General features: G+C 45.0%; 24 protein-coding genes and 1 tRNA gene. 10 read left to right on the top strand and 15 right to left on the bottom strand.

Annotated features, from left to right (window positions below; genetic code table 11):
* Positions 1-125 precede the first annotated feature (125 nt).
* Together BN3656_RS08580 and BN3656_RS08575 are read left to right on the top strand one after the other, a co-directional pair.
* Entirely contained in the window at positions 126-1,067 is a 942-nt protein-coding gene (locus BN3656_RS08580; RefSeq protein ID WP_081422911.1) for an AraC family transcriptional regulator, read from the top strand.
* A 145-nt stretch (positions 1,068-1,212) separates the two neighbouring features.
* Positions 1,213-2,979, top strand: coding sequence for a phosphatase PAP2 family protein (locus tag BN3656_RS08575; protein ID WP_066546650.1), 1,767 nt, complete (start codon positions 1,213-1,215; stop codon positions 2,977-2,979).
* Positions 2,980-3,094: 115 nt separating this feature from the next.
* Here BN3656_RS08575 and BN3656_RS08570 read toward each other — a convergent pair whose 3' ends face one another.
* The 10 genes from BN3656_RS08570 to BN3656_RS08525 all read right to left on the bottom strand — a co-directional run bounded on the left by BN3656_RS08570 (position 3,095) and on the right by BN3656_RS08525 (position 12,223).
* A complete protein-coding gene (locus BN3656_RS08570; RefSeq protein WP_066546642.1) occupies positions 3,095-4,585 on the bottom strand; it encodes a D-alanyl-D-alanine carboxypeptidase family protein in 1,491 nt (496 codons plus the stop codon).
* Positions 4,586-4,800: 215 nt separating this feature from the next.
* Complete coding sequence (groL, locus tag BN3656_RS08565; protein WP_066546631.1) at positions 4,801-6,423, bottom strand: chaperonin GroEL; 1,623 nt, start codon at positions 6,421-6,423, stop codon at positions 4,801-4,803.
* A 45-nt stretch (positions 6,424-6,468) separates the two neighbouring features.
* Positions 6,469-6,753, bottom strand: coding sequence for a co-chaperone GroES (locus BN3656_RS08560; protein ID WP_066546627.1), 285 nt, complete (start codon positions 6,751-6,753; stop codon positions 6,469-6,471).
* Between the two features lie 247 nt (positions 6,754-7,000).
* Entirely contained in the window at positions 7,001-8,212 is a 1,212-nt protein-coding gene (locus BN3656_RS08555; RefSeq protein WP_066546624.1) for a tyrosine-type recombinase/integrase, read from the bottom strand.
* Positions 8,213-8,400: 188 nt separating this feature from the next.
* Positions 8,401-8,595, bottom strand: coding sequence for a hypothetical protein (locus BN3656_RS08550; protein WP_066546621.1), 195 nt, complete (start codon positions 8,593-8,595; stop codon positions 8,401-8,403).
* A 135-nt stretch (positions 8,596-8,730) separates the two neighbouring features.
* Complete coding sequence (locus BN3656_RS08545; RefSeq protein WP_207653715.1) at positions 8,731-9,759, bottom strand: hypothetical protein; 1,029 nt, start codon at positions 9,757-9,759, stop codon at positions 8,731-8,733.
* 203 nt (positions 9,760-9,962) lie between these two features.
* Positions 9,963-10,721 (bottom strand): hypothetical protein, encoded by a 759-nt coding sequence (locus BN3656_RS08540; protein ID WP_096807414.1) that lies wholly within the window; start codon positions 10,719-10,721, stop codon positions 9,963-9,965.
* A gap of 10 nt (positions 10,722-10,731) precedes the next feature.
* Positions 10,732-11,526 (bottom strand): hypothetical protein, encoded by a 795-nt coding sequence (locus tag BN3656_RS08535; protein ID WP_066546618.1) that lies wholly within the window; start codon positions 11,524-11,526, stop codon positions 10,732-10,734.
* Positions 11,526-11,882, bottom strand: coding sequence for a hypothetical protein (locus BN3656_RS08530; RefSeq protein WP_066546615.1), 357 nt, complete (start codon positions 11,880-11,882; stop codon positions 11,526-11,528). The genes BN3656_RS08535 and BN3656_RS08530 overlap by 1 nt, the downstream gene beginning before the upstream one ends.
* A complete protein-coding gene (locus BN3656_RS08525) occupies positions 11,879-12,223 on the bottom strand; it encodes a hypothetical protein (protein ID WP_066546612.1) in 345 nt (114 codons plus the stop codon). Before BN3656_RS08525 ends, BN3656_RS08530 begins: the two co-directional genes overlap by 4 nt.
* A gap of 303 nt (positions 12,224-12,526) precedes the next feature.
* Between BN3656_RS08525 and BN3656_RS08520 the strand changes: the two genes are divergently transcribed.
* Both BN3656_RS08520 and BN3656_RS08515 read left to right on the top strand, forming a co-directional pair.
* Positions 12,527-13,585: a helix-turn-helix transcriptional regulator gene (locus tag BN3656_RS08520; protein WP_066546607.1), complete on the top strand. Its 1,059-nt coding sequence runs from the start codon at positions 12,527-12,529 to the stop codon at positions 13,583-13,585.
* Positions 13,586-13,642: 57 nt separating this feature from the next.
* Positions 13,643-14,401 (top strand): transglutaminase-like domain-containing protein, encoded by a 759-nt coding sequence (locus BN3656_RS08515; protein WP_066546599.1) that lies wholly within the window; start codon positions 13,643-13,645, stop codon positions 14,399-14,401.
* Between the two features lie 415 nt (positions 14,402-14,816).
* On the opposite strand, the gene BN3656_RS08510 is transcribed toward BN3656_RS08515, so the two are convergent.
* Entirely contained in the window at positions 14,817-16,247 is a 1,431-nt protein-coding gene (locus BN3656_RS08510; RefSeq protein WP_066546596.1) for a glycoside hydrolase family 2 TIM barrel-domain containing protein, read from the bottom strand.
* Between the two features lie 150 nt (positions 16,248-16,397).
* Between BN3656_RS08510 and BN3656_RS08505 the strand changes: the two genes are divergently transcribed.
* From BN3656_RS08505 to BN3656_RS08495, 3 genes are all read left to right on the top strand, one after another.
* Positions 16,398-16,682 carry an AraC family ligand binding domain-containing protein gene (locus BN3656_RS08505; RefSeq protein WP_066546594.1) on the top strand — a complete coding sequence of 95 codons (285 nt, stop codon included), beginning with the start codon at positions 16,398-16,400 and terminating at the stop codon, positions 16,680-16,682.
* Positions 16,683-16,727: 45 nt separating this feature from the next.
* Positions 16,728-17,216: an AraC family transcriptional regulator gene (locus BN3656_RS08500; protein ID WP_066546583.1), complete on the top strand. Its 489-nt coding sequence runs from the start codon at positions 16,728-16,730 to the stop codon at positions 17,214-17,216.
* A 140-nt stretch (positions 17,217-17,356) separates the two neighbouring features.
* Positions 17,357-18,019: a hypothetical protein gene (locus tag BN3656_RS08495; RefSeq protein ID WP_066546580.1), complete on the top strand. Its 663-nt coding sequence runs from the start codon at positions 17,357-17,359 to the stop codon at positions 18,017-18,019.
* Positions 18,020-18,070: 51 nt separating this feature from the next.
* On the opposite strand, the gene BN3656_RS08490 is transcribed toward BN3656_RS08495, so the two are convergent.
* The 3 genes from BN3656_RS08490 to BN3656_RS08480 form a co-directional block, all read right to left on the bottom strand.
* Positions 18,071-18,946: a hypothetical protein gene (locus BN3656_RS08490; RefSeq protein ID WP_066546574.1), complete on the bottom strand. Its 876-nt coding sequence runs from the start codon at positions 18,944-18,946 to the stop codon at positions 18,071-18,073.
* 45 nt (positions 18,947-18,991) lie between these two features.
* Positions 18,992-20,395 carry a PLP-dependent aminotransferase family protein gene (locus BN3656_RS08485; RefSeq protein ID WP_331467850.1) on the bottom strand — a complete coding sequence of 468 codons (1,404 nt, stop codon included), beginning with the start codon at positions 20,393-20,395 and terminating at the stop codon, positions 18,992-18,994.
* Positions 20,396-20,522: 127 nt separating this feature from the next.
* Entirely contained in the window at positions 20,523-22,217 is a 1,695-nt protein-coding gene (locus BN3656_RS08480; RefSeq protein ID WP_066546569.1) for a glutamine--tRNA ligase/YqeY domain fusion protein, read from the bottom strand.
* 212 nt (positions 22,218-22,429) lie between these two features.
* Here BN3656_RS08480 and BN3656_RS08475 point away from each other — a divergent pair, with 212 nt between their 5' ends.
* The 3 genes from BN3656_RS08475 (at position 22,430) to BN3656_RS08465 (ending at position 23,640) form a co-directional block, all read left to right on the top strand.
* Entirely contained in the window at positions 22,430-23,134 is a 705-nt protein-coding gene (locus BN3656_RS08475; RefSeq protein WP_066546562.1) for an AzlC family ABC transporter permease, read from the top strand.
* Positions 23,131-23,472: a branched-chain amino acid transporter permease gene (locus tag BN3656_RS08470; protein WP_066546559.1), complete on the top strand. Its 342-nt coding sequence runs from the start codon at positions 23,131-23,133 to the stop codon at positions 23,470-23,472. Before BN3656_RS08475 ends, BN3656_RS08470 begins: the two co-directional genes overlap by 4 nt.
* Positions 23,473-23,567: 95 nt before the next feature.
* Positions 23,568-23,640, top strand: a tRNA-Thr gene (locus tag BN3656_RS08465).
* Between the two features lie 99 nt (positions 23,641-23,739).
* On the opposite strand, the gene BN3656_RS08460 is transcribed toward BN3656_RS08465, so the two are convergent.
* On the bottom strand, positions 23,740-24,984 hold the full coding sequence (locus BN3656_RS08460) for a tyrosine-type recombinase/integrase (RefSeq protein ID WP_066546556.1): 1,245 nt from the start codon (positions 24,982-24,984) through the stop codon (positions 23,740-23,742).
* Positions 24,985-25,288 lie beyond the last annotated feature (304 nt).

Here is a 25,288-nt window from a genome sequence, read left to right as displayed (position 1 = left end):
CCTGCTTTTCAAAGCAATAACTATTTTAATTTTGTCTTTATGATATTTGGGTATTGCATTTTTTGTTTTTCTGTGTTTTACTGAATGAAATATAACTGTTTACTATGTTCAGGGGGAACACACTTATGAAAACCTACCACAACTCTCCGCTTCTCTACGAAGAAGGCTTTTCCATTATTATCAATGAGGTAGCCACACCCATTGAAAACTCTACCTTTTATTACTTTGACTACGATAAACGAAGTCACGCTATCAACATGGATTTTCCACATTTTCACAGCTTTTATGAACTGATGATCCTCTTAAGCCCAAAGGCATACCATTTCGTAGAGGGAAAACGCTATGATATCATTGCCAATGATCTGGTGCTGCTCCCTCCATCGGTGCTCCATCAGTCCGAATATCTGCCCGGCCCGCCCAGCGATCGTATCATCATTGGATTTATGCTGCCTAAACAGATGAATTACGGTGCTTCCGGCTATAAGGAAATCCTTTCCGTTTTTAACAGCTCTGTACCCATTTTTCGTTTTCACAAAGAGGAACAGAACCGTTTATACCAGAAGCTCAATGAAATCGTAATGATTGCCAAAGATACGCCCAATGTCAATATCCGCAATCTTCTGATACACACCAAATTTACGGAATTTCTCTTTCTCCTGTATGAAATGCAGGGGCTAAACCATTACGTTCCTAACGTGGAAAACGGTGTGAAAGAAAAGATTTATACTATTACCAACTATATCCATACCCACTACACGGAAGATATTTCTCTGGCCGCTCTGGCAGAGACATTTTACATCAGTCCCTACTATCTGTCCCACCAGTTTAAAAATGTCACTGGCTACACGGTGGTACAGTACATCCAGCTGACACGGATTAAAAATGCCCAGTATCTCCTGCTCAATTCACCTATGCGTATTACGCAGGTAGCAGAATCCACTGGTTTTTCCAGTTTTTCACAGTTCAACCGGGTATTCCGAAAGTTCTGCGGTATGTCTCCCTCGGACTACAAGCTGACTTCCCACCACTCCTCCTACCGTCCTACGGCCCCAGATGAACAACAGTAATTTTACCGTAATTTTACCCCGGCATTACCAAAACGCATAAAATGCATATTCCCCTTCTCAAAACACGCAAAATATGAGTAGTCTTTGTCTGTTTTTCTTTGTTATGATGAATTTAAAATTGATTCGCGAGGAGGATTTTTTTTCTATGAAACGTTCAAAATTCATCAAGCAGGCAGGTGCTCTTGGAGCAGCGCTGGCAATGACTGCCACACCAGTTATGGCTGCCACTGATCCAGCTGCCATCGAACCAGTTCCGGGTCCCCATGGCTACTTTGTAGATACCTACAAGACAAATGCCATGGAAAACCAGTCCCCTGAGTCTAATGCAGTCGTAGGGGTTCTCTCCCCCTTCTTAAACATCTGGGAGCCAGGATCCAGCTGGGATAACGGAACCAAGCTTGGCGAGGACGGAAAGCGTCTTCTGGACCAGAATATCTTTACCTGCATTACCATGACCCAGAACCGCACGCTGGAGCAGGAAGTTCAGGCTTATCTCACCGACCGCCAGAACCAGAACTGGTCCGCACTGGACGGACTGGGTTCCTATGAAAACGCGTTTAAAAACCTGGCAAATGCGAAAACCTCTCTGCCGGATGCCATCCCTGCTGATGCAGAAACGAAAAAATACAGTGATAAGGGCAATGAAAATGGAGCCTGGGCCGATGAAACCTCCTCTCTCGGCAGCATGGTAGAGCTTGTAAATACAGTCCGCGGCCCTCATGCCAGCGGCAATCCTGCCAAGGTTTATTTTCAGTACATGCGCCCCTTCCGCTGGAGCAGCGACGTATCCCTCGTACCGGCTTTAAAGCCCTGTGTATCCTCAAATCCCATGGAGGACGGCGGTTTTCCAAGCGGTCATACAAACGCCGGTTATCTGGCATCCCTTTCTCTGGCGTATGCAATTCCGGAACAGTTTAAAGAGTGTCTCACCAACGCCTCTGAGATCGGGAATTACCGCATCATCGCAGGCATGCACTCCCCTATGGACGTAATGGGCGGACGCACCATGGCAATGGCCCTGGCAGCCGCAGCCTTAAATGATCCGGACAATGCCCAGTTAAAGGCAGACGCACGCAAAGAAGCAGAAGAAATCCTTCTTAAGAATCCTTCTGCCAAGGAAGTAACCTACTATGATGATGAAGAATTAAACGCCATCCGATACAATGAACGCATGACCTACAATATGCCTCAGACCGGTGATCCCACACAGCCTATGCGTGTTCCAAAGGGAGCAGAAGTTCTTCTGGAAACAAGATTCCCTTATCTGAATGCAGACCAGCGCAGATGGGTTCTGTATTCCACAGGCCTCCCCTCCGGCTATGTATTTCTGGATGACGCCGAGGGCTGGGGACGCTTAAACCTCTATGAAGCAGGCGACGGCTACGGCTCCTTTGATACAGACGTAACCGTAACCATGGACGGTTCCAAGGGCGGCTTTGATGCCTTTGACCAGTGGAAAAATGACATCGACGGAGAAGGAAGCCTTACGAAAAACGGCTCCGGCACTCTGGAACTGTGGGGAAATAACAGCTATACCGGCGGCGTCCATGTAAACGGAGGAACGCTCACCGCAGCTTCTCCTTACGCCTTCGGATACAGCTCTGTAGACAACCATGCAGCCATTACAGAAAATGTAAACGGCGCGCTTAATATCTCCGGCGACTTTACACAGGGCGCTGAGGGTGATTTAACCTTAAAGATCAGCGGTCCTGAAGATATGCTCGCAGTAGGCGGAATTGTAAATGCAGGCGGCGACCTGATCCTTGATTTCACCAATTATTCCCAGCCAGCTTCCGGCATGACCGTTCTGACTGCCGATCAGATCAATGGCAGCTTTGCTTCTGTAAAGACCGTTGGACTGGCGGATGGAAAGACCGTAGAAGTAACTGATCAGGCAGTTATCGTAAAATAATAAAACAGCATGCCATCAGGCACACTGCATGAAGAATGCGGCAGACCCACACAAACAGTCTGCCGCATTTTTATAATCGATTGCCAGTTGATCATCCTGTATACAGAAATATCCCCTACCGGATCCAGGCTCCGTCCGCTCCTACCCGGTATCCGTCCGGGGTTGTGGCATTTGTCATCATCACACCGTCTGCTCCCAGATAGTACCAAACTCCATCCTGGCTTTCTTCCCAGTAGTTTTTTGCCATAGCACCGTTGGAACGCAGATAGTACCACTTTCCATCAATCTGGCGCCAGCCTTTTGCCATAAATGTATCTTCATCGATCCAATAGGTTCCTTCTGCATCAGAAACCCATTCCCCACTGGCTTTTGCTCCGTTATCCTTGACAAAATTCCAGCCTTTTTCCGTCTTTGCCCAGCCGTGCTGAGAAGAAACACCAGGTCCGCCCTCTGTACCTGTGACCGGAACACCCGTGCTTCCCGGGTTCTGGGGAGCACCCGTATTTCCCGGTACAACCGTTACTCCTGATGCTCCTGTACTTTCGGGAGCACCGGCTGCTCCCGATGGGCCGGCACCAGCTCCGGGACCGTCGCTTCCCGCTCCTGTCTGGGAAGAACCTGCATTCTGTCCCCCAGTCTGGTTTGTTTCAAGCGCTCCTGCCTTTGCCAGCTCAAATCCATAGTCCAGCATGGCCTTTGTATCCACATAGTGGGTGGAACGGCTCTTCATCACTACCGCGATCATGCGGACTCCATTCCGTTCTGCCGCCGTTACCAGTGTATTTCCTGCCTTGGAGGTATAACCCGTCTTCCCCCCGATTATCCCCTCATAATAACGGGAATCATTGGGATTTAACATCTTATGTCCCATTGTGACCGTAAGCCCGGAAGGATTCTTTTTCGTAGCCGGAAGACTGTATGTCCTGGTGGACGCTACTGTCCTTACCACCTCATTCTGAAAAGCAGCTCTGGCGATCAGCGCCATGTCCTTTGGCGTGGTATAATGCTCCGGATCATTTAATCCATGGGGATTCGTAAAATGGGTGTTGGTACAGCCAAGTTTAACCGCCTTCTCGTTCATCCTGTCTGCAAATGCCTGAACACTGCCTGAAACGTGTTCTGCCAGCGCATTTCCTACTTCGTTAGCAGACTTTAAAAGCAGGGCATACAGACACTGGCGGACCGTCATGGTATCGCCCTCCACCATACCGATGGAAACAGCTCCTGATTCCAGATTTGTAGTAGCTGATGCTGAAAATGTCACCGTATCATCCAGGCTGCAGTTTTCTGCCACTAAGAGAGCCGTCATCAGCTTTGTAATACTGGCCGGATAATAGCGGGTGTCTCCATTTTTGGAAAACAGCACCTTTCCCGAAGCCCCGTCCATGAGCACCGCCCCCTCAGAGGACACAACCGGCTGGGCAATATTTAAACGTTCTGTATTTTCCTGTGATGCAGGTGCTCCCGTTCCAGAAGGCTCTGAGGAAGAGCTTTGTCCTGTTCCCGGATTTAAAGGCGTAATCGTTACCGCATAAGCCGGAAAAGACAGCCCCAGGACCGCAGCTGTACATATACCAAGAACCCGCTTCCATCTGTATGGTTTCATATATCAAGTACCTCGTTTTCTATCCAATGTATTTTTCCAGTATATCACAGTTTTCTTTTACAAAAAAGCACAGAAGTATTACATTTTCATTAAGGCTGTACCCGTTTCTTTTCTCAAAAACCCTCATTTATGCAAAAATCCCCCTGGTTCTGAGAATAAATTCCAGATCCAGAGGGAATCCGTAGTTTTATATTTTACCAGTTTTGGCAGGGAAATTAGTACATTCCGCCCATGTCAGGTGCTGCAGGAGCTGCGGGAGCCGGCTCCTTGATCGCTGCTACAACAGACTCTGTTGTAAGCAGAGTAGATGCAACGCTGGTAGCGTTCTGCAGAGCGCTTCTTGTAACCTTTACAGGATCCAGGATACCAGCCTCGATCATATCTACAAATTTCTCATTGTATGCGTCAAAACCGCATCCAACCTCAGACTCTTTTACCTTATTTACAACAACAGCGCCTTCCAGACCTGCGTTGGAAACGATGTGGAACAGAGGAGCCTCCAGAGCCTTTAAGATGATCTTAGCGCCTGTCTTCTCATCACCTTCCAGACCGTCTACTACCTTCTGAACATCTACGGTAGCATGTGCGTATGCAGAACCGCCGCCTGCGATGATGCCTTCCTCAACTGCCGCACGGGTTGCATTTAATGCATCCTCCATACGCAGCTTGGCTTCCTTCATCTCTGTTTCGGTAGCAGCGCCTACACGGATAACAGCTACGCCGCCTGCCAGCTTAGCCAGACGCTCCTGCAGCTTCTCCTTATCGAACTCAGAGGTAGTCTCACCGATCTGCTTGCGGATCTGAGCCACTCTTGCTGCAATCGCTTCCTTATCGCCCTCACCATCAACGATGATGGTGTTTTCCTTCTGTACCTTAACAGATTTTGCACGGCCTAACTGATCTAAGGTAGCATCCTTCAGATCCAGACCAACCTCTTCGGAAATAACGGTACCGCCGGTCAGGATTGCGATATCCTGAAGCATCTCTTTTCTTCTGTCGCCGTAGCCCGGAGCCTTGACAGCAACTACATTGAAGGTACCTCTTAACTTATTTACGATCAGAGTTGTTAATGCCTCTCCCTCAACATCCTCAGCGATGATCAGCAGTCTTGCGCCCATCTTTACGATCTGCTCTAACAGAGGCAGCAGATCCTGGATATTGGAAATCTTCTTATCAGTGATCAGAACGTATGGATCATCCAGATTTGCTTCCATCTTATCCATATCGGTGCACATATATGCGGACAGGTAGCCTCTGTCAAACTGCATACCTTCTACCAGATCCAGCTCTGTCTTCATGGTCTTGGATTCCTCGATGGTGATAACACCGTCCTTGGAAACCTTCTCCATGGCGTCAGCTACCATTGTACCTACCTCATCATCCGATGCAGAGATAGCTGCTACTCTTGCGATCTGAGCCTTGCCGCCTACAGGCTTGCTCATAGCCTTGATCGCCTCAACAGCTGCGTCTGTGGCCTTCTTCATACCCTTTCTTAAGATGATCGGGTTAGCGCCTGCTGCCAGGTTCTTCATGCCTTCATTTACCATAGCCTGTGCCAGAACGGTTGCTGTGGTAGTACCATCGCCTGCTACGTCATTTGTCTTGGAAGCAACTTCCTTGATCAGCTGTGCGCCCATGTTCTCAAATGGATCTGCAAGCTCGATTTCCTTTGCAATAGTAACACCGTCATTTGTGATCAGCGGTGCGCCAAAGGACTTGTCAAGAACTACGTTGCGTCCCTTAGGGCCTAAGGTTACGCGAACGGTATCTGCTAACTGATTTACGCCTGCTTCCAGTGCCTTGCGGGCATCTACGCCATATTTAATCTGCTTTGCCATGTCAATCAACCTCCAAATTTATAAATAAGTCCGTATTTTTAATGATTACTCTACTACTGCCAGAATGTCGCTCTGCTTAACGATCACATACTTCTCGTCATCCAGCTCTACCTCTGTTCCTGAATACTTGGAATAGATTACAGTGTCGCCGGCCTTTACCTGCATAACCACTTCCTTGCCGTCAACCACACCGCCTGGTCCAACTGCGATTACCTCTGCCTGCTGGGGCTTCTCCTTTGCTGCTCCCGGAAGAACGATGCCGGACTTGGTAGTCTCCTCTGCAACTAACTGCTTTAATACGACCTTGTCAAATAATGGTACTAACTTCATATCTGGATTCCTCCTTGTGATCATTCATTATTTTCTCTCAGCTTTTGCTGTTTCCTGCTTCTTTTGTTCACAATGTAAGTTATACCACTGCTTATTAGCACTGTCAAGAGTTGAGTGCTAATTTATTTGTAAAAAATTTGTGAAGCTTCAAAATTCCTTTATTTTGCGTACTTCACGGCCTCTTGTTTCTTCTTCAATTTTTCTTTTTAGGGCTTACTACACCACTACTACACCAATTTCAACACGATTATACCACCTGCACCATATTGATTTTTGTGATCTCACTTTCAATTCTTGCCCACTCCGTTATGTGACTATACACATCCAAGGTTATGGAAACATTAGAATGTCCCATGATGTACTGAACCACCTTCAAGTCCATCCCACTCTCAATCATCCTGGTACAGCTTGTGTGCCGCATGGTATGAGCAGAGATCGCCGGCATCAGCTCTGCTTCCCGCTTCTCCTTTCTAGCCGCTTCTACTTCCTGCTTATTATATGCGTTCTTTATATTTAATAACACATTATTGAGGGCACTTGGCATAAGCGGTCTGCCATTTTTACTCATAAAAATAAAGTTCGTACATCCGTCAATCTCCACAGTTCTGGGAATCCCCTGCATGAAGTTAAGCCGTTTCTGCTTTTCAAATGCCTTATAAACAACCTCGCTCATAGGGATCGTACGAACCCCTGCATCTGTCTTAGGCGATACTATATGCAGCCGATAACCGTCCCCAAAATCCTTGTAAATCAGCTGATTTTCAATCAATATGCTCCTGTTTTTCATGTCTACATTATCCCAGGTCAGGCCGATCAGTTCCCCGCAGCGAAAGCCGGTTCCTATCATGATCTGCAACATGGGAAGATATACCTTATAAATCTCGCTCTGTTCTACAAACGCTAACAGCCGTTTTTGTTGAGGCATGGTAAGTGCTTCCTTTACCTTGGGTGCCCTTCCATTATCTCCCAAAGCATTCTTAGCCGGATTTTTACGGATAATATCGTCCTCTATTGCCATTTCAAAGCTGGGATAAAGAAGTGTATGCAATAGCTTAATCGTGTTTCGGGAATACCCTTCTGCTGTTAGCTTGGCATAAAACAAACGGATGTGAGACGGTCTGACCTGTACCACCTTCATCTGGCCGATCTCGTCTTTCACACGGTTATTCCACATAGATACATAATTTTTCCGTGTCTGCTCTGCCAGCTTCCGTGCTTCCAGATAACGCTCAAACAAGCCGTTGACCGTGAGTTTTTTTACAGCCCGGTCTGTCATGATACCGTCATCCATTTCCCTGGCAATTATCCGTTCCTTTTCCCTAAGTCCGGCAAGATCTGCATCATAAACCGCAATTCGCTTCCCTGTCTTTTCATCCGTATAGCGGTACATATACAAACCGTCTTTTCTCTGGGATTCTCCTATCTTTAAATTTCTTCCTCTGCTATCTTTTCTTGTCATATTATCATTCCTTCCCGCACACTCTCCCTCCTTGTTTCGTAGGAATGACTTTTGCCTTGTATGATACAGTATAGCATACCCACAGCCAAAAAGGGAGCAGCCTCAGAAATCTTTCGCTTCTTCTTAATAAAATTTAAGAAAACCGGCAGCCATCCGCCGCCGGTTATCCTGTCTCTGTATGTAATTATTTACTCAGCAATTAAATCTACATAGCGCCGGATGCGGTCTACCGAATATAAAACCCTGCGGCCTATACAAATCTTAGCCCCCGCATCCTCTGCGATCTTCTTCGCTGTGGACTGCCCACAGGAAAGAAGTGCGGAAAGCCCTTCAATATCTACCGCTACCTTCTGCTCCGCATATCGTTCTTTTGTCTGTCTCAAACTCTATTCCTCCATTTAAGATCAGACTGCTAAGTATACATTATTTTCAATATTTAGGTTATTTTTTCTTCAAACGGAGCAAGCATCTATTACTGATCACTTGCTTACAATAGCAGCTGTCTCTAAAATCAATGCTTATTTGTCATTAAGGAATGGGTTCCCATCCTGCTCTTTTACTGGCTGAAAACGGTTAAAGTATTCTTCCTTGCTATATTCTACATACGCATCACGCCCGGTATACTCCCGCACTTTTTTAATCCGGCGTAAAAATGCCGCCCAGGAACTTTTATGTTCTAGCTGCTCATCATGGTACTGATCTTCCAGCTTCCAGTTAGATACCAGGTATACATAATGGTAACAGGCCGTCTTATTGTTATACCGGGCCGGGAGCTGCAACGGATAAATATCCATGTAATCCAACATTGCGCCTATGGGCAGATCGGAGCGAAATTCATCGAATACAAGAACATCCTCCATCGCATAGTGATCAAACGGATGCTTATAATCCGTAACCCGACATACATTCTCATCTCCATGCTCATCTAAGATCGTCTTGGTTTTTCCACATTCGGTCTCCCCAAACACATAGATGCACTGTAGATCAAGCCGTCTTGTTCCCTTATATTTTTCTATCAAAAGCTCGTTTCTTGTCCGGTCAATATAGGATAAGCGCAGCATATTATCCGGGTCATTTTCAAGCAGTTCCGCATTCGTATATCCTGCCTTGATCTGCTCATACAGCTGGTTCAGATCATTTCTGCGCCCCTGTCCCTCCTTCGGGATAAAGCCATATTCTTCAAAGGTTCCCTCTACTACAGTCTCCGCCTTGGCCGTTTCCGCCCACTTACCATCTTTACGGATATAGGCACGGTTACTTTCCGGGCTGCCCTTAGCCACCTCAATATGGGCTGAGGGGTAGGAATCTTTGATGCTGCTGAACCGAACTGCATTCTGATAGCAAACAAACATATGCGTGTGAGGTGTTCCAGTCTCCCCTATCTCGTCTGATAAGCAATAATACACAACGCTGTCTCCCCATTTTTTCATTAAAATTTCTTTCAGTTTATCATGGGTTTCTCCCCTATCCTGGGGATTGTTCCAGGTAAGCTGATATTTTCTGCTTCTTGTATCTTTTTTCATGTCTTTTGTTGTATGTTTTTCCATAAAAGGTTATCTCCTGTTTGCAAATGGCACTGATTGCACATTTTTGATCTGTCTTAGGAAACCCACTTATTTCCTTGCTTTTTTAGACCTTTGACACATTTGACGGAGGTTATGAGGTAATACTACCTCATAACCTCCCGGGCAGCGCTGCTGCCCGCAGCGGGGAGTCTCCGCCTTGTGCTTCGCACCGGTTGCGCCTCCCCTTACAGTTCTTTCAGCTGGCTCAGCTTGGGCTGTTCTTTCAATTTCTCCTGGATTCGTTCAAGAAGCCTGTCCTGTTCTGGTATCCATGGTACAATGATTTCCTCTGCCTCTCCCTGCCCATCAACCAGGGCAATTCCCTGCCCAGCACTGAAATTTCGCATCTTCTCTGTTTCATAATCTGGAAACAGCATCTGCTTCTGTTCCTTGCTGCACCGGCCAAAAGAAACGATATTCTGGAACTGCTCACGGCTTCCGGCACTAAAATTACTACTATCCGCACGCTGTACCATAAGGGCTATTCCGATTCCGTTTCCAATTCCCCGTCCCAGAGCCAGCATTTCCCCAACTTTTCCCATTAAGTCTGCTTTCTGCTTCTTATCCTTGCTTTCGATATAATTTAATAGTACAGACCATTCTTCAACCGCAAGGGTTAAATGGGGGCACGCCGGATTTGCTTCTTTTCTGAACTTTGTATAAACCTCATAGTAATCATAAATCATCTGAACCGCCTGATCTGCGTATGCGTAAGCATGATTTCCACGGAGCTGTCCATATTCTTTTCCACCCTTAAAGTCTGAAAAATACAGCCAGCTTTCCTTTTCCATTAACATCTGATACGCATACCAGAGAAAGGTCTGGGATTTTCCGCTCCCGGATTTACCGCTAATTAAGGTATGAGGGCAACGCACCAGATCAGTCAGTATGGGGCGTTTAATCCCATACTGTTCAAAATCCGGCAGACAATATCCAAGCTTCATCTGACACCCCTTAAATATGCTCAATCAAGCTATGGGGGCCTGTCCCTGTTCCATTTCGGTCTTTTAGCCGACGATAGGCCTCGCTGTCCAGAGCCAGCACGATCACAGCGGTAGAGCCTCGGTCTTTCACGGCATCGACATAAATCGGCTGACTAATTTCATCTTTCAGCGGAGGGGTAACGCCTTCAATTCCATATCTTCTTACCCGCTCTGCCACATAGGAGGCAAGCAGGTTTTTTACATATTCCGTACCCTGGCTGAACGGCGTGACCTTCTCCTTATAAATCTGGAAGTTATAATAAATAACTCCTGCCCTGCCATCAACCGTGATCGGTGTTGTAGGCTCCAGTTGATTGGGTGTGATCGGCTTTACAAATTCCAACAAACGGCAAAGCCTGTCATCCAGTAGTTCATACATGAATACCCGAAGGGAAGCATAGGTGTCTAACGCCTTCTGTTCCTCTCGCAAAAGTGTCTCTTTCCGCTTGGCATCCCGCTGCTCCCTATGGGAATACAGCCAGTTTGTTACCGTGCCCACAATGGATGCTATTATCAACACCAGAAAAAGAATTGCCTCCTGGTTTTCTGTCCAAAAATGCACTAATTTTGCCAATGCCCACAATACAAGCTCCACTGCAATCTTAATGCCCAGCACCGCCAACAGGAAAATAATGGCTCCTTCTATCACACGCTTTAACAGCAGCCGTTCTTTTTCAGAGAGAGCGGGCGGGGATACCTTGATCCCCGCAACCTTCTCTTTCACGAAACAGCTGGCCTTTTCCAAAAAAGCTCTGAATCGTTCCATTATACCCGCTTTTCCTCCTTTACTACCGTGAACCCGCTTGCCTTACAGCTCAGACGATACTCGGTTTCTCCTTTCAGCCGATACCACTTGCCGATGAAATCCTTCACATCTGTAATCTTGACATGAGCTGTAGGAGAATTCTTAAAGAAATCCGGCTCAATTAACGCTGCTCCGTTTACAGTCAACCTAATCTTCTCAAAACGGCGGCTCGGGATTGCCACCTCATAAGTATATCCGATCACGGCACCGGCTTCGCCGGTGCTGTGATCTCTCGCCTCGTTCATATTAGTTACAATGCCTTCCCCATCCGGGGAGATAGAACGATAATCCGCAATATGAATATCTCTCGGTGTCAATGTACTGATTCCTCCTTTGTGTCTTCGATAAATTCCGTAAAGATCGCTTCAATATCCTCCATAATTCCGCAGGTCTTGGCTGCCTTTGCAATCTCAGTGATCAAGTTATCATCATGAAAACGATGCGCCTTATAACCAATATGCGTATCAGAATCACGGAAATAAACCCTCAGACCGGTCTCCTCAATATAAAAATTACAAACAGGCCGATTGCCTACGGTAACATTTCCCTTCAAGGGTTCGCTGCCGTAAACCTGTACATTGCCCACGAACATACCGGCCTTGCCGCTGCGCTCATAAGTATTCTTGATTGCTTCTTTAACTTCAAAAATTTTATACATAATATTGCTTCCTTCCTATAATTTCCTAACGAGGCTTGGTGCGCTCTCATGGTCATCGCGATCACTTCGCCGCCTCTACGGTGTTTTTTGTTGCTATGTGATTTTCAATGTGCTGTAAGCTGATCAACTTATGTGTCCATTATAGCGAACTTGCGCCCTCCTGATAATTCCACATAATTTCTATAATCGGATTTTACTTATATTGCAAAGAACCAAATTCTTGTGAATATCAATTGAATATAAAATATCCTTATGATATTATAAGAATAAATAAGTATGAAAAGGCAAAGGAACATTTAAACCATGCATGACATACAAAAGTTAGAAACTTACTCCCAGGATTTTACAAATACCCTTTTTCAAGTTTTTACCAGGGAAAGAAACAATAGGAATATTACACTAGATGATGTCTATTCTAAATTAGAAATTCATCAAGCAACATACTATCGTTGGAAGAATGGGCAGACCCCCCTATCAAATTCAATTATTGAAAAGCTTGCAAGCGCCTTAGATCTCAGTGAATACGAATTAAAGGCTCTTACCAAGTGCCAAATGGATTTAAATGAAAATGGTATCATTCATCCTAATACGGCTCTCAACTTAGAAATTTCAAAAATATCAACGAGTGTGAACCAGCTAAGCGAAGGCGTAGCGAGATTTGAGACAAGTTTCTTTCGTTTTTTCCAAGGATCGGCAAAATCTCTTCTTCTTAAAGAATTTGATGAACTAGGGAATGAAACAATAAACAATTATTCTTTTCCCTATTATTGTCTTGAGAAAATTGCCGATAATGTCAATAAAAACGATAAAGACGCTAATGTCAATAAAGACGATAAAGGCGATGTGTTCTTTGAATTTACCCTTGCATTAAATTGGGCTTTTTCTGAGTTTTCAGATGACATTGATATGAAAAAGGATATAGAAAAACTCATTACAAAACACCTTAAAGCAGCTACGATTCCATCCCGCTTTAAAAAATGGACGACACTCAACATATTGGTTCAATTAAGAAATTATTATATATATTATGAGCCTGTAGAATACAAAGCTGATTCCTTAGATCCAACATCTATAAAAAGCAAAGTTAATTCCTCAAATTATAAGTCTGTAGAATGTGTAATTAAGCCCTTTAAGCATAAGCTTTACAAATGTAATAATGCCATAGTAGACGAATTACCTTCTACCTCCAAAAAGGAAATTAAATATGAGTTACTATTGCTTGCATTTTATTTCAGCCAATTTTCTGAAAAAGATTTAGAAATTATATTTAATTGCCTATTTGGTTTTATACTGTTATCTAAAACAAAACAGGAAAAATTGACCTCAGAATTATTTTCATTTTGTTCAGACAAAATTGGTTAAGAATCAACGGATTCTTCTGATGAATCTACTACCTAAAAATTAAAGGAGGAAACCCAAATGAAAAAGAGAATCATTATCACAGCATTATCCGTAATGCTCGCATCATCATCAATCATCCCAGCTTATGCTGCGGAACCGATGAAATGGAATATCGACCCAAATACATACAATCCCAAGGATCATGGTGGTATAAACTGGATGTTAGCTGAATCTTTAGTCGCCACTGAAGTCTGGGCAGAAGGCTATAGAGAGCAGCTTACTGGACTGACTACCGATACGGATAAATTTGATGCCGTTGTTAAGATTGTATGTGATACTATTACATACGATGAGACATACGCTACACTTGTGGATAATTACACTTATCGAGATGGCAAGGGTGTGTGCGAAGACTACGCCCGCAGTGTTATGGCGCTGTGTCAGGTAGCAGGTATACCTTGTACTTACGAGACTGGATATGCCTATGGATATGCCCATGGCTGGAACAAGGTAACTCTGAATGGTACTGATTACTATAGTGACATCACTAGCTACGATAAACTTGGAGATGCTTCTTTAAAGATGTCGACAACCTTATGGAGTGATCATGTGTACAGATCTAGCATTACTGAAATTGATGTTAACACTGTAGCCAACTCATTCAATACTACCTACACCGATGGCGGAGATATGCCTGATCCTGGAAGCAACCTCACACGCGTTACTACAGCTTCCGGTAGGGAAGTGTTTATAACAATGGAGGACGCAGAGGCACTAGGTTATGGCACTATTACCTGGGATGCACTTTGCGCTAAGTATCCTGAACTTAAAGGATGATTAAGCGTTTTGTAGCATTTACGCTCGCATTTGCGCTAGCGGTAATCTCACCGCTCAGCGCACTTGCAGAAACACCTGGTGGCTGCTCTACCATTGGCAGATATCCAACGCCTAATAGTTCCTCAGCAGGATATAAGGCAGATCATGGTACTTATAAAAATATGGGATTCAGAGTGACGATTACTACACCATTTTCTACACCATTCTAAATTCTTTTGACACATTTTGACACTCCCAGATAAAAAGTAAAAATGCTGCAAAGCCCAGTAAATACGGCTCTACAGCATCAGATAACACAAGACAAAAGTCATACCTTTCTAACAAGTGTTGAGTGCTAATATTTTCTAAAATATTTGTGAAGTATCATTAGATCATACAGCTCCGCTTACTCAAATATGACTAAAACAACGCCATTTTACTCAATTTCGCAGAACACCTCATAGGAAGGCTTTTCATTTCCATACAGATCCGTCGACCCATGGATCCGCTGCTTCATTTTCCCCTCCCCATATTCCCCATAGTGAGTTCGATAGTCATTTAAGGAAAACCATACATAGCCTGCCATTTTTTCGAGGCTTTTATATACCGGGATCCGCTCTCTTAAAATCTGCGCCCTTCTCTCATCGCCCCCTTCAAAAGCTGGCTCACACAATCCAAATTCCGTAACCATGGACGGCATACCGCCAAACTTATCATACGTCCTTCGGAGCACCCCTTCTACATCCTCACAGGGCTGCCAGAGACCCAGATACTCATTCCACATGGCAATATCGCCATACATGGCCGCATCATCCAAATCAACATTTGCATCTCTGGAAACCGTATTGGAAACATAATTCACCAGCCTGCTGCTATCCAGTTCTTTAAAATACCGGTACATCTCCTTTACATACGCAATGGTTTCCGGAAGTTCTCCCCCAAGCTCATTTCCAACGCCCCAGCAGATAATGGACGGATGGCTGCCGTGATAATGCACCATTTCCCCGGCCTGCTGCTTTGCCAGCGCAAGCTGCTCTGATCCGGCTTTCTTTGGCTGTTCCCAGAAAGGAATCTCCTCCTGAACCATAAGTCCGTTTTCATCGCACCAGTCCAGGATCTTTCTGTCCTGCTGCCAGTGGAAACGGGTAAATACGCAGCCAGCCTGTTTTAACTGAGACAGGCATTTTCTGCTGTGCTCAAAGGGCTCTGGCTGGGGATGTTCCGGCGCCCATAGCTTAAGGCCCTCAAAGGGGATACGGACCAGCGTGTCTGTATGGATCGTTTCAGACAGCACTATGTGTCCGGTTTTGTACTCCGACACCTGAACCAGGGCCTCTTTCGCTGTTCCTTTTATATAAAACTCCAGATAACCGCTGCAGGTCTGTCCGCTTATGGATTCAATGGCATACCCTGTTTTCATTTCCATAATATCGTCCTTTTCCATCCGGATCAGACATACATCCCGGAGCAGCCCTCCGTCATCCGCCCAGTCATAATCCAGTCCATGAGGGAGCATATCCTCTTTTTTACTGTTGTCTGCGACTACACAGATCTGGTTTTTCCCCCGTACTGCCAAATCAGTTATATCCAACTCAAAGGGCGTATATCCAGAGCCTGTATGGCCTCCTGCCGCTATTCCGTTTACAAATACCCTGGCCGTATGAAATACACAACCAAAATACAGCACTGCCCTGTCCCATGGCATTTCATCCAGTTCAATTTCTGTTGTATATTCTGCCGGTCCTCTGTAAAGCTGTACCGGCCGCTCATTTTCCACATTCCATGTATAAGGAAGCGTCACTCTTTTTTCAAATCCAAGCTCCGGGATTTTAAAATCCCAATCCTTTAATTCTGTAATACACTTCATCTCTGCCACCTCTGTTATATAGACTTAAAGATTCACAGGCTGATTGATTGACCCCTGTTCTGTTTTAGTATACAATGAAGCAGTGGAAATTTCTTTTGAAATACCGCCGAATAATTTCAAAATCCTGCTGTATGGCAGAGTAGGAGGAATATGCAAAAAGGTATCTTACAGTCATCCGAGCTTTTTTTCTATTCCGGCGCTTTTAATCCCAGGCTCTTTTTTTACCCTTTAAGCGCAGGCCATTTTTACTGTACCAGGGGATACCGGATAGACCGTAGCTCCTTTGACAGTATTTTAATCGCTTACATCGTCCGCGGTACCTTTTCTTTTTTATATCAGGGACGTGAGCTCACAGCAAAAGCCGGAGAAATCGCTCTGGTAGACTGCTTTGGACCTCACATGTACTGCACCCACAATCATCTGGAAACATACTGACTCCATATCTCCGGCAGCAATACAAAAGAGCTTTTTGAGGAGCTCATGATCAAAAGAGGCTGCATTATTTCCCCAGCTTCTGTAATTCCTGCCCATATCTGTGAGCTTTTTGAGCTTATAAAAGCCAGAGAAGCCATAAGCATCAGCCGCTTATCCTCCAGGATATATACACTGATCACAGGCCTGTTTGAAGAAACCATGGATTCTGAGGGAGAAAACAGTTTGTCCTTTGCAGCGGTCCGCTATATGAAGGCACATTATTCCGAAAAAATAACGGTTGAACATATGGCAAAGGCAGTCAGCCTGAGTCCTTCCCAATTTTCCAGACAGTTTAAACGCCAGACCGGTGTTCCGCCCTATGAATACCTGCTGTCTCTTCGTCTTTCCAAAGCAAAAGAGCTTTTAAAAACCACCGAACTTCCCGTTCACGAAATCGCCTGCCAATGCGGCTTTGGAGGAGAATCCAGTTTTATCAGCTTTTTTAAAAAACAGGAGGGCATCCCGCCTTTAAAATTCAGAACCGTTTTATTCTGATAAAAATTTTCTTTCTCTGGATGATTTTCCTGTAATTTAATATTTTTTTTATGATTTCATGTTTATTTTTTTTCCCATTCGTATTACAATAATAGCAAACAGTCATAATCAGACAACTTATCAAAGAAAGGGGAATTTATATGGCAAAAAAAGGTTGGGGAAAACTGGTCGCTTTAGCCGCCGTATCCGGAGCTGTGGCAGCCGGTGTTTCCTATGTACTCCAGTATAAGACCTATCACAAAGAGCTGGAAAAGGATTTCAGGGAATTTGAAGAAGATGAGGATAGTGAATTAAAAAAAGATGGATCTGAAGACAGTACCTTTGAATCAGCGAAAGTAAACCGCAATTATATTTCTCTTACCTCCAGCAAAGACGAATTTAAAGTAGCTGCCAAGGATATGGCTCAGGCTACAAAAAATGTGCTCCGGGACGCAGGAAGCCTGTTCTCTGATACGGCCCATGAGGCTGTATCTGCCGCTGTGGACACCGCACATATAGCACTGAATTCCATGAAGTCAAAAAAAGAGGAATGGAAGGAGGAGCATGAAAAGGAGGATGAGCCCGAAGAGGTACACATGGAGGAGGACGGCTTCCTAGATGACGATTATGTAGACGATGATGATCTCTATGACTATGAACGTCTGGATGCCGAACCAGTCTATGCGGAAAAACAGCCTTCTGAGACCGAAGATGGGGGTTCTTCGGAAGAAGATGATGATGAAACAGAGGATGTAGTTTCAGTGGAACTTGCAGAAGATGAAGAGGGAACCATTCTCACTGAGGATGATGAGCCGCTGGTTTAGGTTTATATACGGGACAAAGCTATTTTCAGGCTTTGTCCCTTTATTTTCCCCTTATACTTCCCACCCCAGCAGGTTCATCCACATCACTTGACCAGCCTGTTCCTCGCTAATGAAGTAGCCATGGCTCTGGGCATCGGCAGACATAAGCTGATACTCTTTCTCCTCCTCCATCCAGGTCCAGCGGGTATCGATCACTGTCGCCCCTTCTGATGCCGCCATATACCAGTGGGATACCGTTCCGTCTGCACCAGTAGTTTCATAGGAAATTTCCCCTTCTAATAAATCATTTTTAAAATTCCCCTGCTTTACTGTTTTAGCCATCTCTCCCTGAGGCACATTTTCATAATAACAGTATCCTGTGCTTCCATAGCCCGTCATCCTGCCGTTTCTCCAGATTCCATAGGAATAATTGTAACGGGGGCTGTCTACATTGATAAACTGAAGAGCCAGACATTCCCCCCTGGGCTTTCCATCTTTAAAATAACCATAAAATACCGTTCCCGGCATGGTAAATACCATTCCTTCTCCCTCGATCTGAGCAGTAAAGCCAGATGGTGTGTACAGATACCGTTTTCCTCCCATTGTCTCATAAAACAGGCCTGCCAGAACGTCCTGCTCTCTGTCCATGAGCCGGGCCGCCTGTTCCAGATCCAGGCTTTCAAGGGAAGAAAAAACCGCCTCTGCCGCGTCAAGCTGCTCTGCCGTAAGGCTTAGTTCTCCAAAAACAGTCTCCGAACCGGTCGGATTTTCTTCATTCTCTTTCACTGCGCCCTGCTTATTTACCGGCTCCACCTCTCTGACCGATTCGCTTTGCATCCGGGCATTTTGGCGATTCTCTGTCATTCCCATCAGTCCGCTTACCGGCAGCACCACTGCATACAGCACTGCAACAGCAGCCCATAACCTGTATCGTTCCTTTCTCTTCATCTTGCGCTCCTTTCTCTGCTTTCCTCAGGCTCTCTGTCCATGTACTCATTTCCAGGCTCTTGCCAGACGCATACAGCCCTCCTGTATTTCCTTTTCCTTTAAATTGGCATATCCCAAAATCACTGTAGACGGCACCAGATCCTTATTTTCCCCTATCACGGCTTCCGACATGCCATAAACCCGTACGCCCTCACCGGCAGCCCGTTCGATCAGCTCTTTTTCCGGCATCTGCCCTTTATGTGTGAGAAGCACATGGATCCCCGCATATTCTCCCCTGATCCAAAACATATCTTCCAGTTCTTTAAGGCCGCTTAACAGAACATCATGCTTCCCCTTATACACGGCCCGCATCCGGTTTAAATGGCGCTCATAATACCCGCCTGTAATAAAATGATACAGCACCTTCTGATCGATCCGTGAAACCGTACAGGCATAAAATCCGGCCTGGCTCCGATACCTTGAAAGGAGCTCTCCAGGAAGCACCATAAATCCCACGCGGATCGCCGGGGCAATGGAACGTGAAAATGTCCCCATATAAATGACCCTCCCCCCCTGGTCCATGCCCTGAAGTGCGGGGATCGGACGTCCTTTATAGCGGAATTCACTGTCATAATCATCTTCGATCACATACCTGTTTTCTCCTCTGTAAGCCCAGCTTAAAAGCTCCTGTCTGCGCTTTACAGGCATGACTATCCCTGTGGGATACTGATGGGACGGCATTACATAAGCAGCCTGAGTTTTGCTCTGTTCCAGATCCAAAACATCCATGCCATACCGGTCCATTTTTACGGGAACAACTAGATGTCCCAGGCTCTTTAGTACCCGGTAAGCCTGACGATAGGTTGGATTTTCCAGGGCAATTCCCGTCTCTCTCCCCAAAAGCTGCGACAGCAGCATGAGAAGATACTCGCTTCCTGCTCCAACCAGGATCTGCTCCGGACGGCAGCTTACCCCTCTGGCCGAGTGAAGATAATCGCGGATCGCTGCTCTGAGCTCATATTCTCCCTGCGGATCCCCCACGACAAACATTTCCTTATTATCGTCCACCAGCGTATTGCGGCTTAACCTGCGCCAGGTATTAAAAGGAAAGCTGTCCAGATCAATACCTCTGGTGGAAAAATCCACAGCATACGGCATTTCTTTTTCAGACCTGTTTTCCGCAAATTCCTCATCTGCGTTTTTTTCCACCCGAACCAGTTCTTCGATCCTGCATACAAAGTATCCTTTACAGGGCAGCGCTTCGATATACCCCTCAGAAAGAAGCTGTTCATAAGCCATTTGAGTGGTACTGCGGCTGACCTTCAGATTTTCTGCCAGAATCCGTGTAGAAGGAAGCCTGCTTCCTGCAGAAATCCGCCCGCTCTGTATCTCTTCCTTCATATATTGGTAAATCTGTTCATACAGAGGAAGTCTGCTCTGATTATCAATAGGCACCATCAGTTCCATCATTTTCTCCTTTCATCAGGGACGTACAGAAAAAGGCCCCCTGTTTCCAGAGAGCCTCCTCCTGCTTTTTCCGGCAAAGCCGATTTTATTCTTTTTATAAAATCTTATCGTTTCTCACACAGCTGCTGCATTATTTGGGAAGCTTAAAGGAGCTCTTTAATGAAACAATCCGGTTAAATACAGGCTTTTCCTTTGTGCTGTCCTTGCAGTCCACGCAGAAGTAACCATTGCGCACGAACTGGAAGCTGTCATAGCTTTCTGCCTCTCCCAGTGCAGGCTCTACATAGCAGTCCGGCAGTACGGTCAGTGAATTGGGATTTAAGTTCAGGCTTCCGTCTTCATTTAACTTGCCCTTTTCCTCATCCACAATATTTTCATACAGACGGCACTCTACCTTCTTTGCAGTAGGAACAGCTACCCAGTGGATGGTTCCCTTTACCTTTCTTCCCTCAAAACCGGAACCGCTCTTTGTCTCAGGATCATAGGTTCCATGTACCACTGTCACATTTCCATCTGCATCCTTCTCACAGCCGGTGCACTTTACAAAATAAGCGCCCATCAGGCGGACTTCATTTCCGGGGAACATGCGGAAATATTTCTTCGGAGGCTCTTCCATAAAGTCCTCTCTCTCAATATAAAGCTCACGGCCAAAGGGAACCTTACGGCTGCCAAGCTCAGGATTTTCCAGATTGTTCGGCACATCCAGCTCTTCCATCTGACCCTCAGGATAATTGTCGATCACCAGCTTTACAGGGTCAAGCACAGCCATCATACGGGCTTTTTTAAGCTTTAAGTCCTCACGGATGCAGTATTCCAGCATCGCATAATCTACCGAGCTGTTTGCCTTGGAAACGCCTACCAGCTCCACAAAACGGCGGATAGACTCCGGTGTGTATCCTCTTCTTCTTAACGCTGCAATGGATACCAGACGGGGATCATCCCAGCCGTCCACAATATGATCCTCAACCAGCTTCTTGATATAACGCTTACCTGTAACTACATTTGTAAGGTACAGCTTGGCAAACTCGATCTGGCGGGGCGGATTCTCAAACTCGCACTCCTTTACGACCCAGTCGTAAAGAGGTCTGTGATCCTCAAATTCCAGTGTACAGATGGAATGGGTAATATGCTCAATGGCGTCCTCAATGGGATGGGCAAAGTCATACATGGGATAAATGCACCACTTATTTCCCGTATTGTGATGCTCCATATGAGCCACACGGTAAATAACCGGGTCTCTCATGTTGATATTGGCTGAAGCCATGTCGATCTTGGCACGGAGCACCTTTTCACCGTCCTTGTACTTTCCTTCCTTCATCTCCTCAAAAAGGCGCAGGTTTTCTTCAACGGAACGGTTTCTGTAGGGGCTTTCCTTACCGGGATTGTTAAAGTCGCCGCGGTACTCTCTGATCTCCTCTGCGGAAAGATCGCATACAAAGGCCTTTCCCTTCTTAATCAAGAAGACAGCGCATTCATACATCTTTTCAAAATAATCGGATGCAAAAAACAGACGGTTCTCAAAATCAGCACCCAGCCACTTCACATCCGCCTTGATGGATTCTACAAACTCTACCTTTTCCTTTGTAGGATTGGTATCGTCAAAACGGAGATTAAAGGTGCCGCCGTACTTCTGAGCCAGTCCGTAATTTAAAAGAATGGACTTAGCGTGTCCGATATGAAGATAGCCGTTTGGCTCCGGCGGAAAACGGGTATGGACATTATTATAAACGCCCTCTGCCAGATCTTTGTCAATCTCCTGTTCTATAAAATTCTTGGAAACAGTTTCTTTCTCCTCTGTCTCCAATACCATGTCTTTTTCTGCCATGATTGCTCCTCCGTACATTTCTCTTCCATCATGGAACCCAAATGATTCCCGTGTATTGAATAATCATATCACATTTTTTTCAGGGAGAAAAGAGGGAAACGTTAAGAAATAAGAATCCCTGACACTTAAGACTGGAAATTTTTTCTTTCGTCTGCTATACTAAATCAACGTGCAAAAGTGATTGAACTATTTCAATCCGGAAAGGAGCATCTATGAAAAAAGCAGCTGGATTTGCCCTGATAAAAACAATCCCTGTTTTTCTGGGATATATTTTTCTTGGAATTGCCTTTGGCCTCCTTCTCCAAAAGGCCGGTCTTGGAGCCGGCTGGGCCTTTCTCATCAGTCTCTTTGTCTATGCCGGTTCCATGCAGTTTGCCCTTGTAGGGATTCTCACAGAAGGGCTGAGTTTTGCCGCAACAGCCATCATGACGCTTTTGATCAACAGCCGACACGCATTTTATGGCCTGACCTTTATTGAACGTTTTCGTAAAATGAAAGCAGCCGGCCCCTATATGATCTTTTCCCTTACAGACGAAACGTATTCCATCCTGTGCTCCGCCAAAAAGCCGGATGATTTTACAGACCGTGAATGGAAGCTTTCTTCCCTTTTTATCTCCCTTTTTAATCACTGTTACTGGGTGGCCGGTTCGGTGGCAGGAGCCCTCATCGGACAATTTCTTCCATTTGACACCACAGGCATTGATTTTGCCATGACTGCTCTCTTTATTGTAATCTGTGTCAACCAGTGGCGGGAAACAAGCTGTCATCTGCCGGCTAAAACAGGTTTTTTCTGCGGTATGCTCTGTCTGGCTCTTTTCGGCCCCTCCGGCTTTATCCTGCCGGCCCTTATTGCCGTATCAGCCCTGCTTCTTATATTCAGGCATACCATACAAAGAAATATGGAGGATTTCTCATGATACATTCTTCGCAAAATACTTCCTATATAATCATCACCCTTTTAATCTGTGTTCTGTGCACCCAGGCAACCCGCTGGTTTCCTTTTCTTCTTTTTGGAGGGAAACGGCAGCTTCCGGAACTGATCCGCTATCTGGGAACCGTGCTTCCTCCGGCCATCATGGCGGTTCTGATCGTCTACTGCTTAAAAGGCGTCACTCCCCTAACCTGGCCCCATGGGCTTCCTGAGCTGATTGCATCCGCTGTGACAGCAGGTGCACACCTTTGGAAAAAGAATACTTTAATCAGCATTTTTACAGGAACTTTATGCTATATGATCCTGATACAAAAAAATTTTTAATTTTTTTAAAAAAAGTATTGCAAAATACAAAAACATATGATATTATATCGAAGTCGCGTGAGACAAGAGTTCTTACGGGACAGAAAAAGAAAGTTGCTACTGTGGCTCAGTCGGTAGAGCGTCGCATTGGTAGTGCGGAGGTCACGGGTCCGATTCCCGTCAGTAGCTCTCTCTAAAGTGTGCCAGAACCTTAATTTTAAAGGGGTTCTGGCGTTTTTTATTTTTGTTGGTTTGGGGTCGAGCAGGGTCGACCTCTTTTTTATTCTTTTATATAGCTAATGCCCTTTCCATATCTGCCTCATTCTGCAACGGATCCACACGATTAAATGCATAATTGTGCAGCGTGGTGCGTTCATCTTCATGCCCTACCTGCTTTCGGATCTCATTGATATTGATTCCGGCATCCAGCAAAGCTGAGATATAGCTTTTGCGGATTTTATGTACCCCCTTCTGCTTTGTATCAATATGATTACAGTATTTGCGGAGCCGAGTGATAATAGCTGTAGGAGTGATATGTTTACCTCTTTGGAAAAATAGGAAATCATCCTCATGCAAATGATTTTCTGCATTGTAATCCATAATAATTTTGATGATCCTCCGTGCTTCCTTTGTCAAATATACATACCGATCCCCGGCAGATGATTTTACATGATCTACCGTAGCCCATGAAGTCGGATACCAGGTTCCATCTGGCCGCTGGCGTTCCACCTTCTGGGCCATGCGCTGAATATGGATATACTTTCCATCTCTGCAAAGATCTGTTGTCTTAAGCGCTGTTAATTCCCCTAACCGTACTCCGATCTGGAAAGCAAGAGGAATTGCCAACGCTGTTGTATACCCGTTCTCATAGAAATCCTTCCAAGCCTCAGCCTCAATCATTGGCTGCTCTGTGATCAAAAAAACCTGTGTTTCATCCTCAGGCTTTTTTACCTTGCGAAATAACTTTCCCTCTATCTTGAAGGACTTATAAAGATTTGTCGGAATCCACTCATTTTCTACTGCATATTCCAGTATATGGCGAATGATTACCGCCATATTATAATACTGCTTCTTTGTAAGAGATTTTTCGCGGATCTTTGACAAAGCCCATTCTTTCAGATATGCCTTTGTAAATTTTTTTATATCTTTATCAATAATGGGATCCGCTTCATAATAGCGCTTCCAATCATTATCTATTCGCCGAATATAAGTAGAGGCCGTGGTTTCCAATGATTTAATTTTTAACCACTGAGGATACAGCTTACGCAAAGTAATTGCCCCCTGTTCCTCTTCCTTTTTCTGTTCAAGATAAAAATCTATGATCTTTCGTTCCAAACGCTCCTGTGTGGAAGCAGATACGGCTTTTCGGCCCTTGGGCTTGTCTTTTGCCGGAAGATAGGTTAAGTACACACCCTTATCGTTCTGCCAGATATGGTAAAAATTTTCAATGTGCTCTTTTAAGATCGCTTTCTCTAATTTTTGCTGTTTTGTCATTTCTATCAGTTCGGAAAGCTCTCCCGTATCAAGATTCATTATACCACTCTGCTCTAGGAAAGACCATATGGTTTCAGCTTTTTCATTGCTAATTTTATGCACAAAAAAAGTACCATCCTTTCAAAGATGATACAGCTTGCGGATAATTCTAATAAAAGTTTTCTTATGTGAATGTATGCTTATTTTTAATAGATCGATTCGTTTGTATTCTGATTAAAAAGTATGTTTATTTATATTATTTCAAGTAAAAGCAAGTTGTATCTTTTATGTATCAATTTGATAAGTAACAGGTATCCTGATCCCTTCATCTGTGATCTGATAAGGAATAGAACCTTCACGGATC

This window comes from Clostridium sp. AT4 (genome assembly GCF_001517625.2).
In the GTDB taxonomy this organism is placed as follows: domain Bacteria; phylum Bacillota; class Clostridia; order Lachnospirales; family Lachnospiraceae; genus Enterocloster.
The sequence above is the reverse complement of the archived record's forward strand: the minus strand, read 5'-3'. Positions and strand labels throughout refer to the sequence as shown.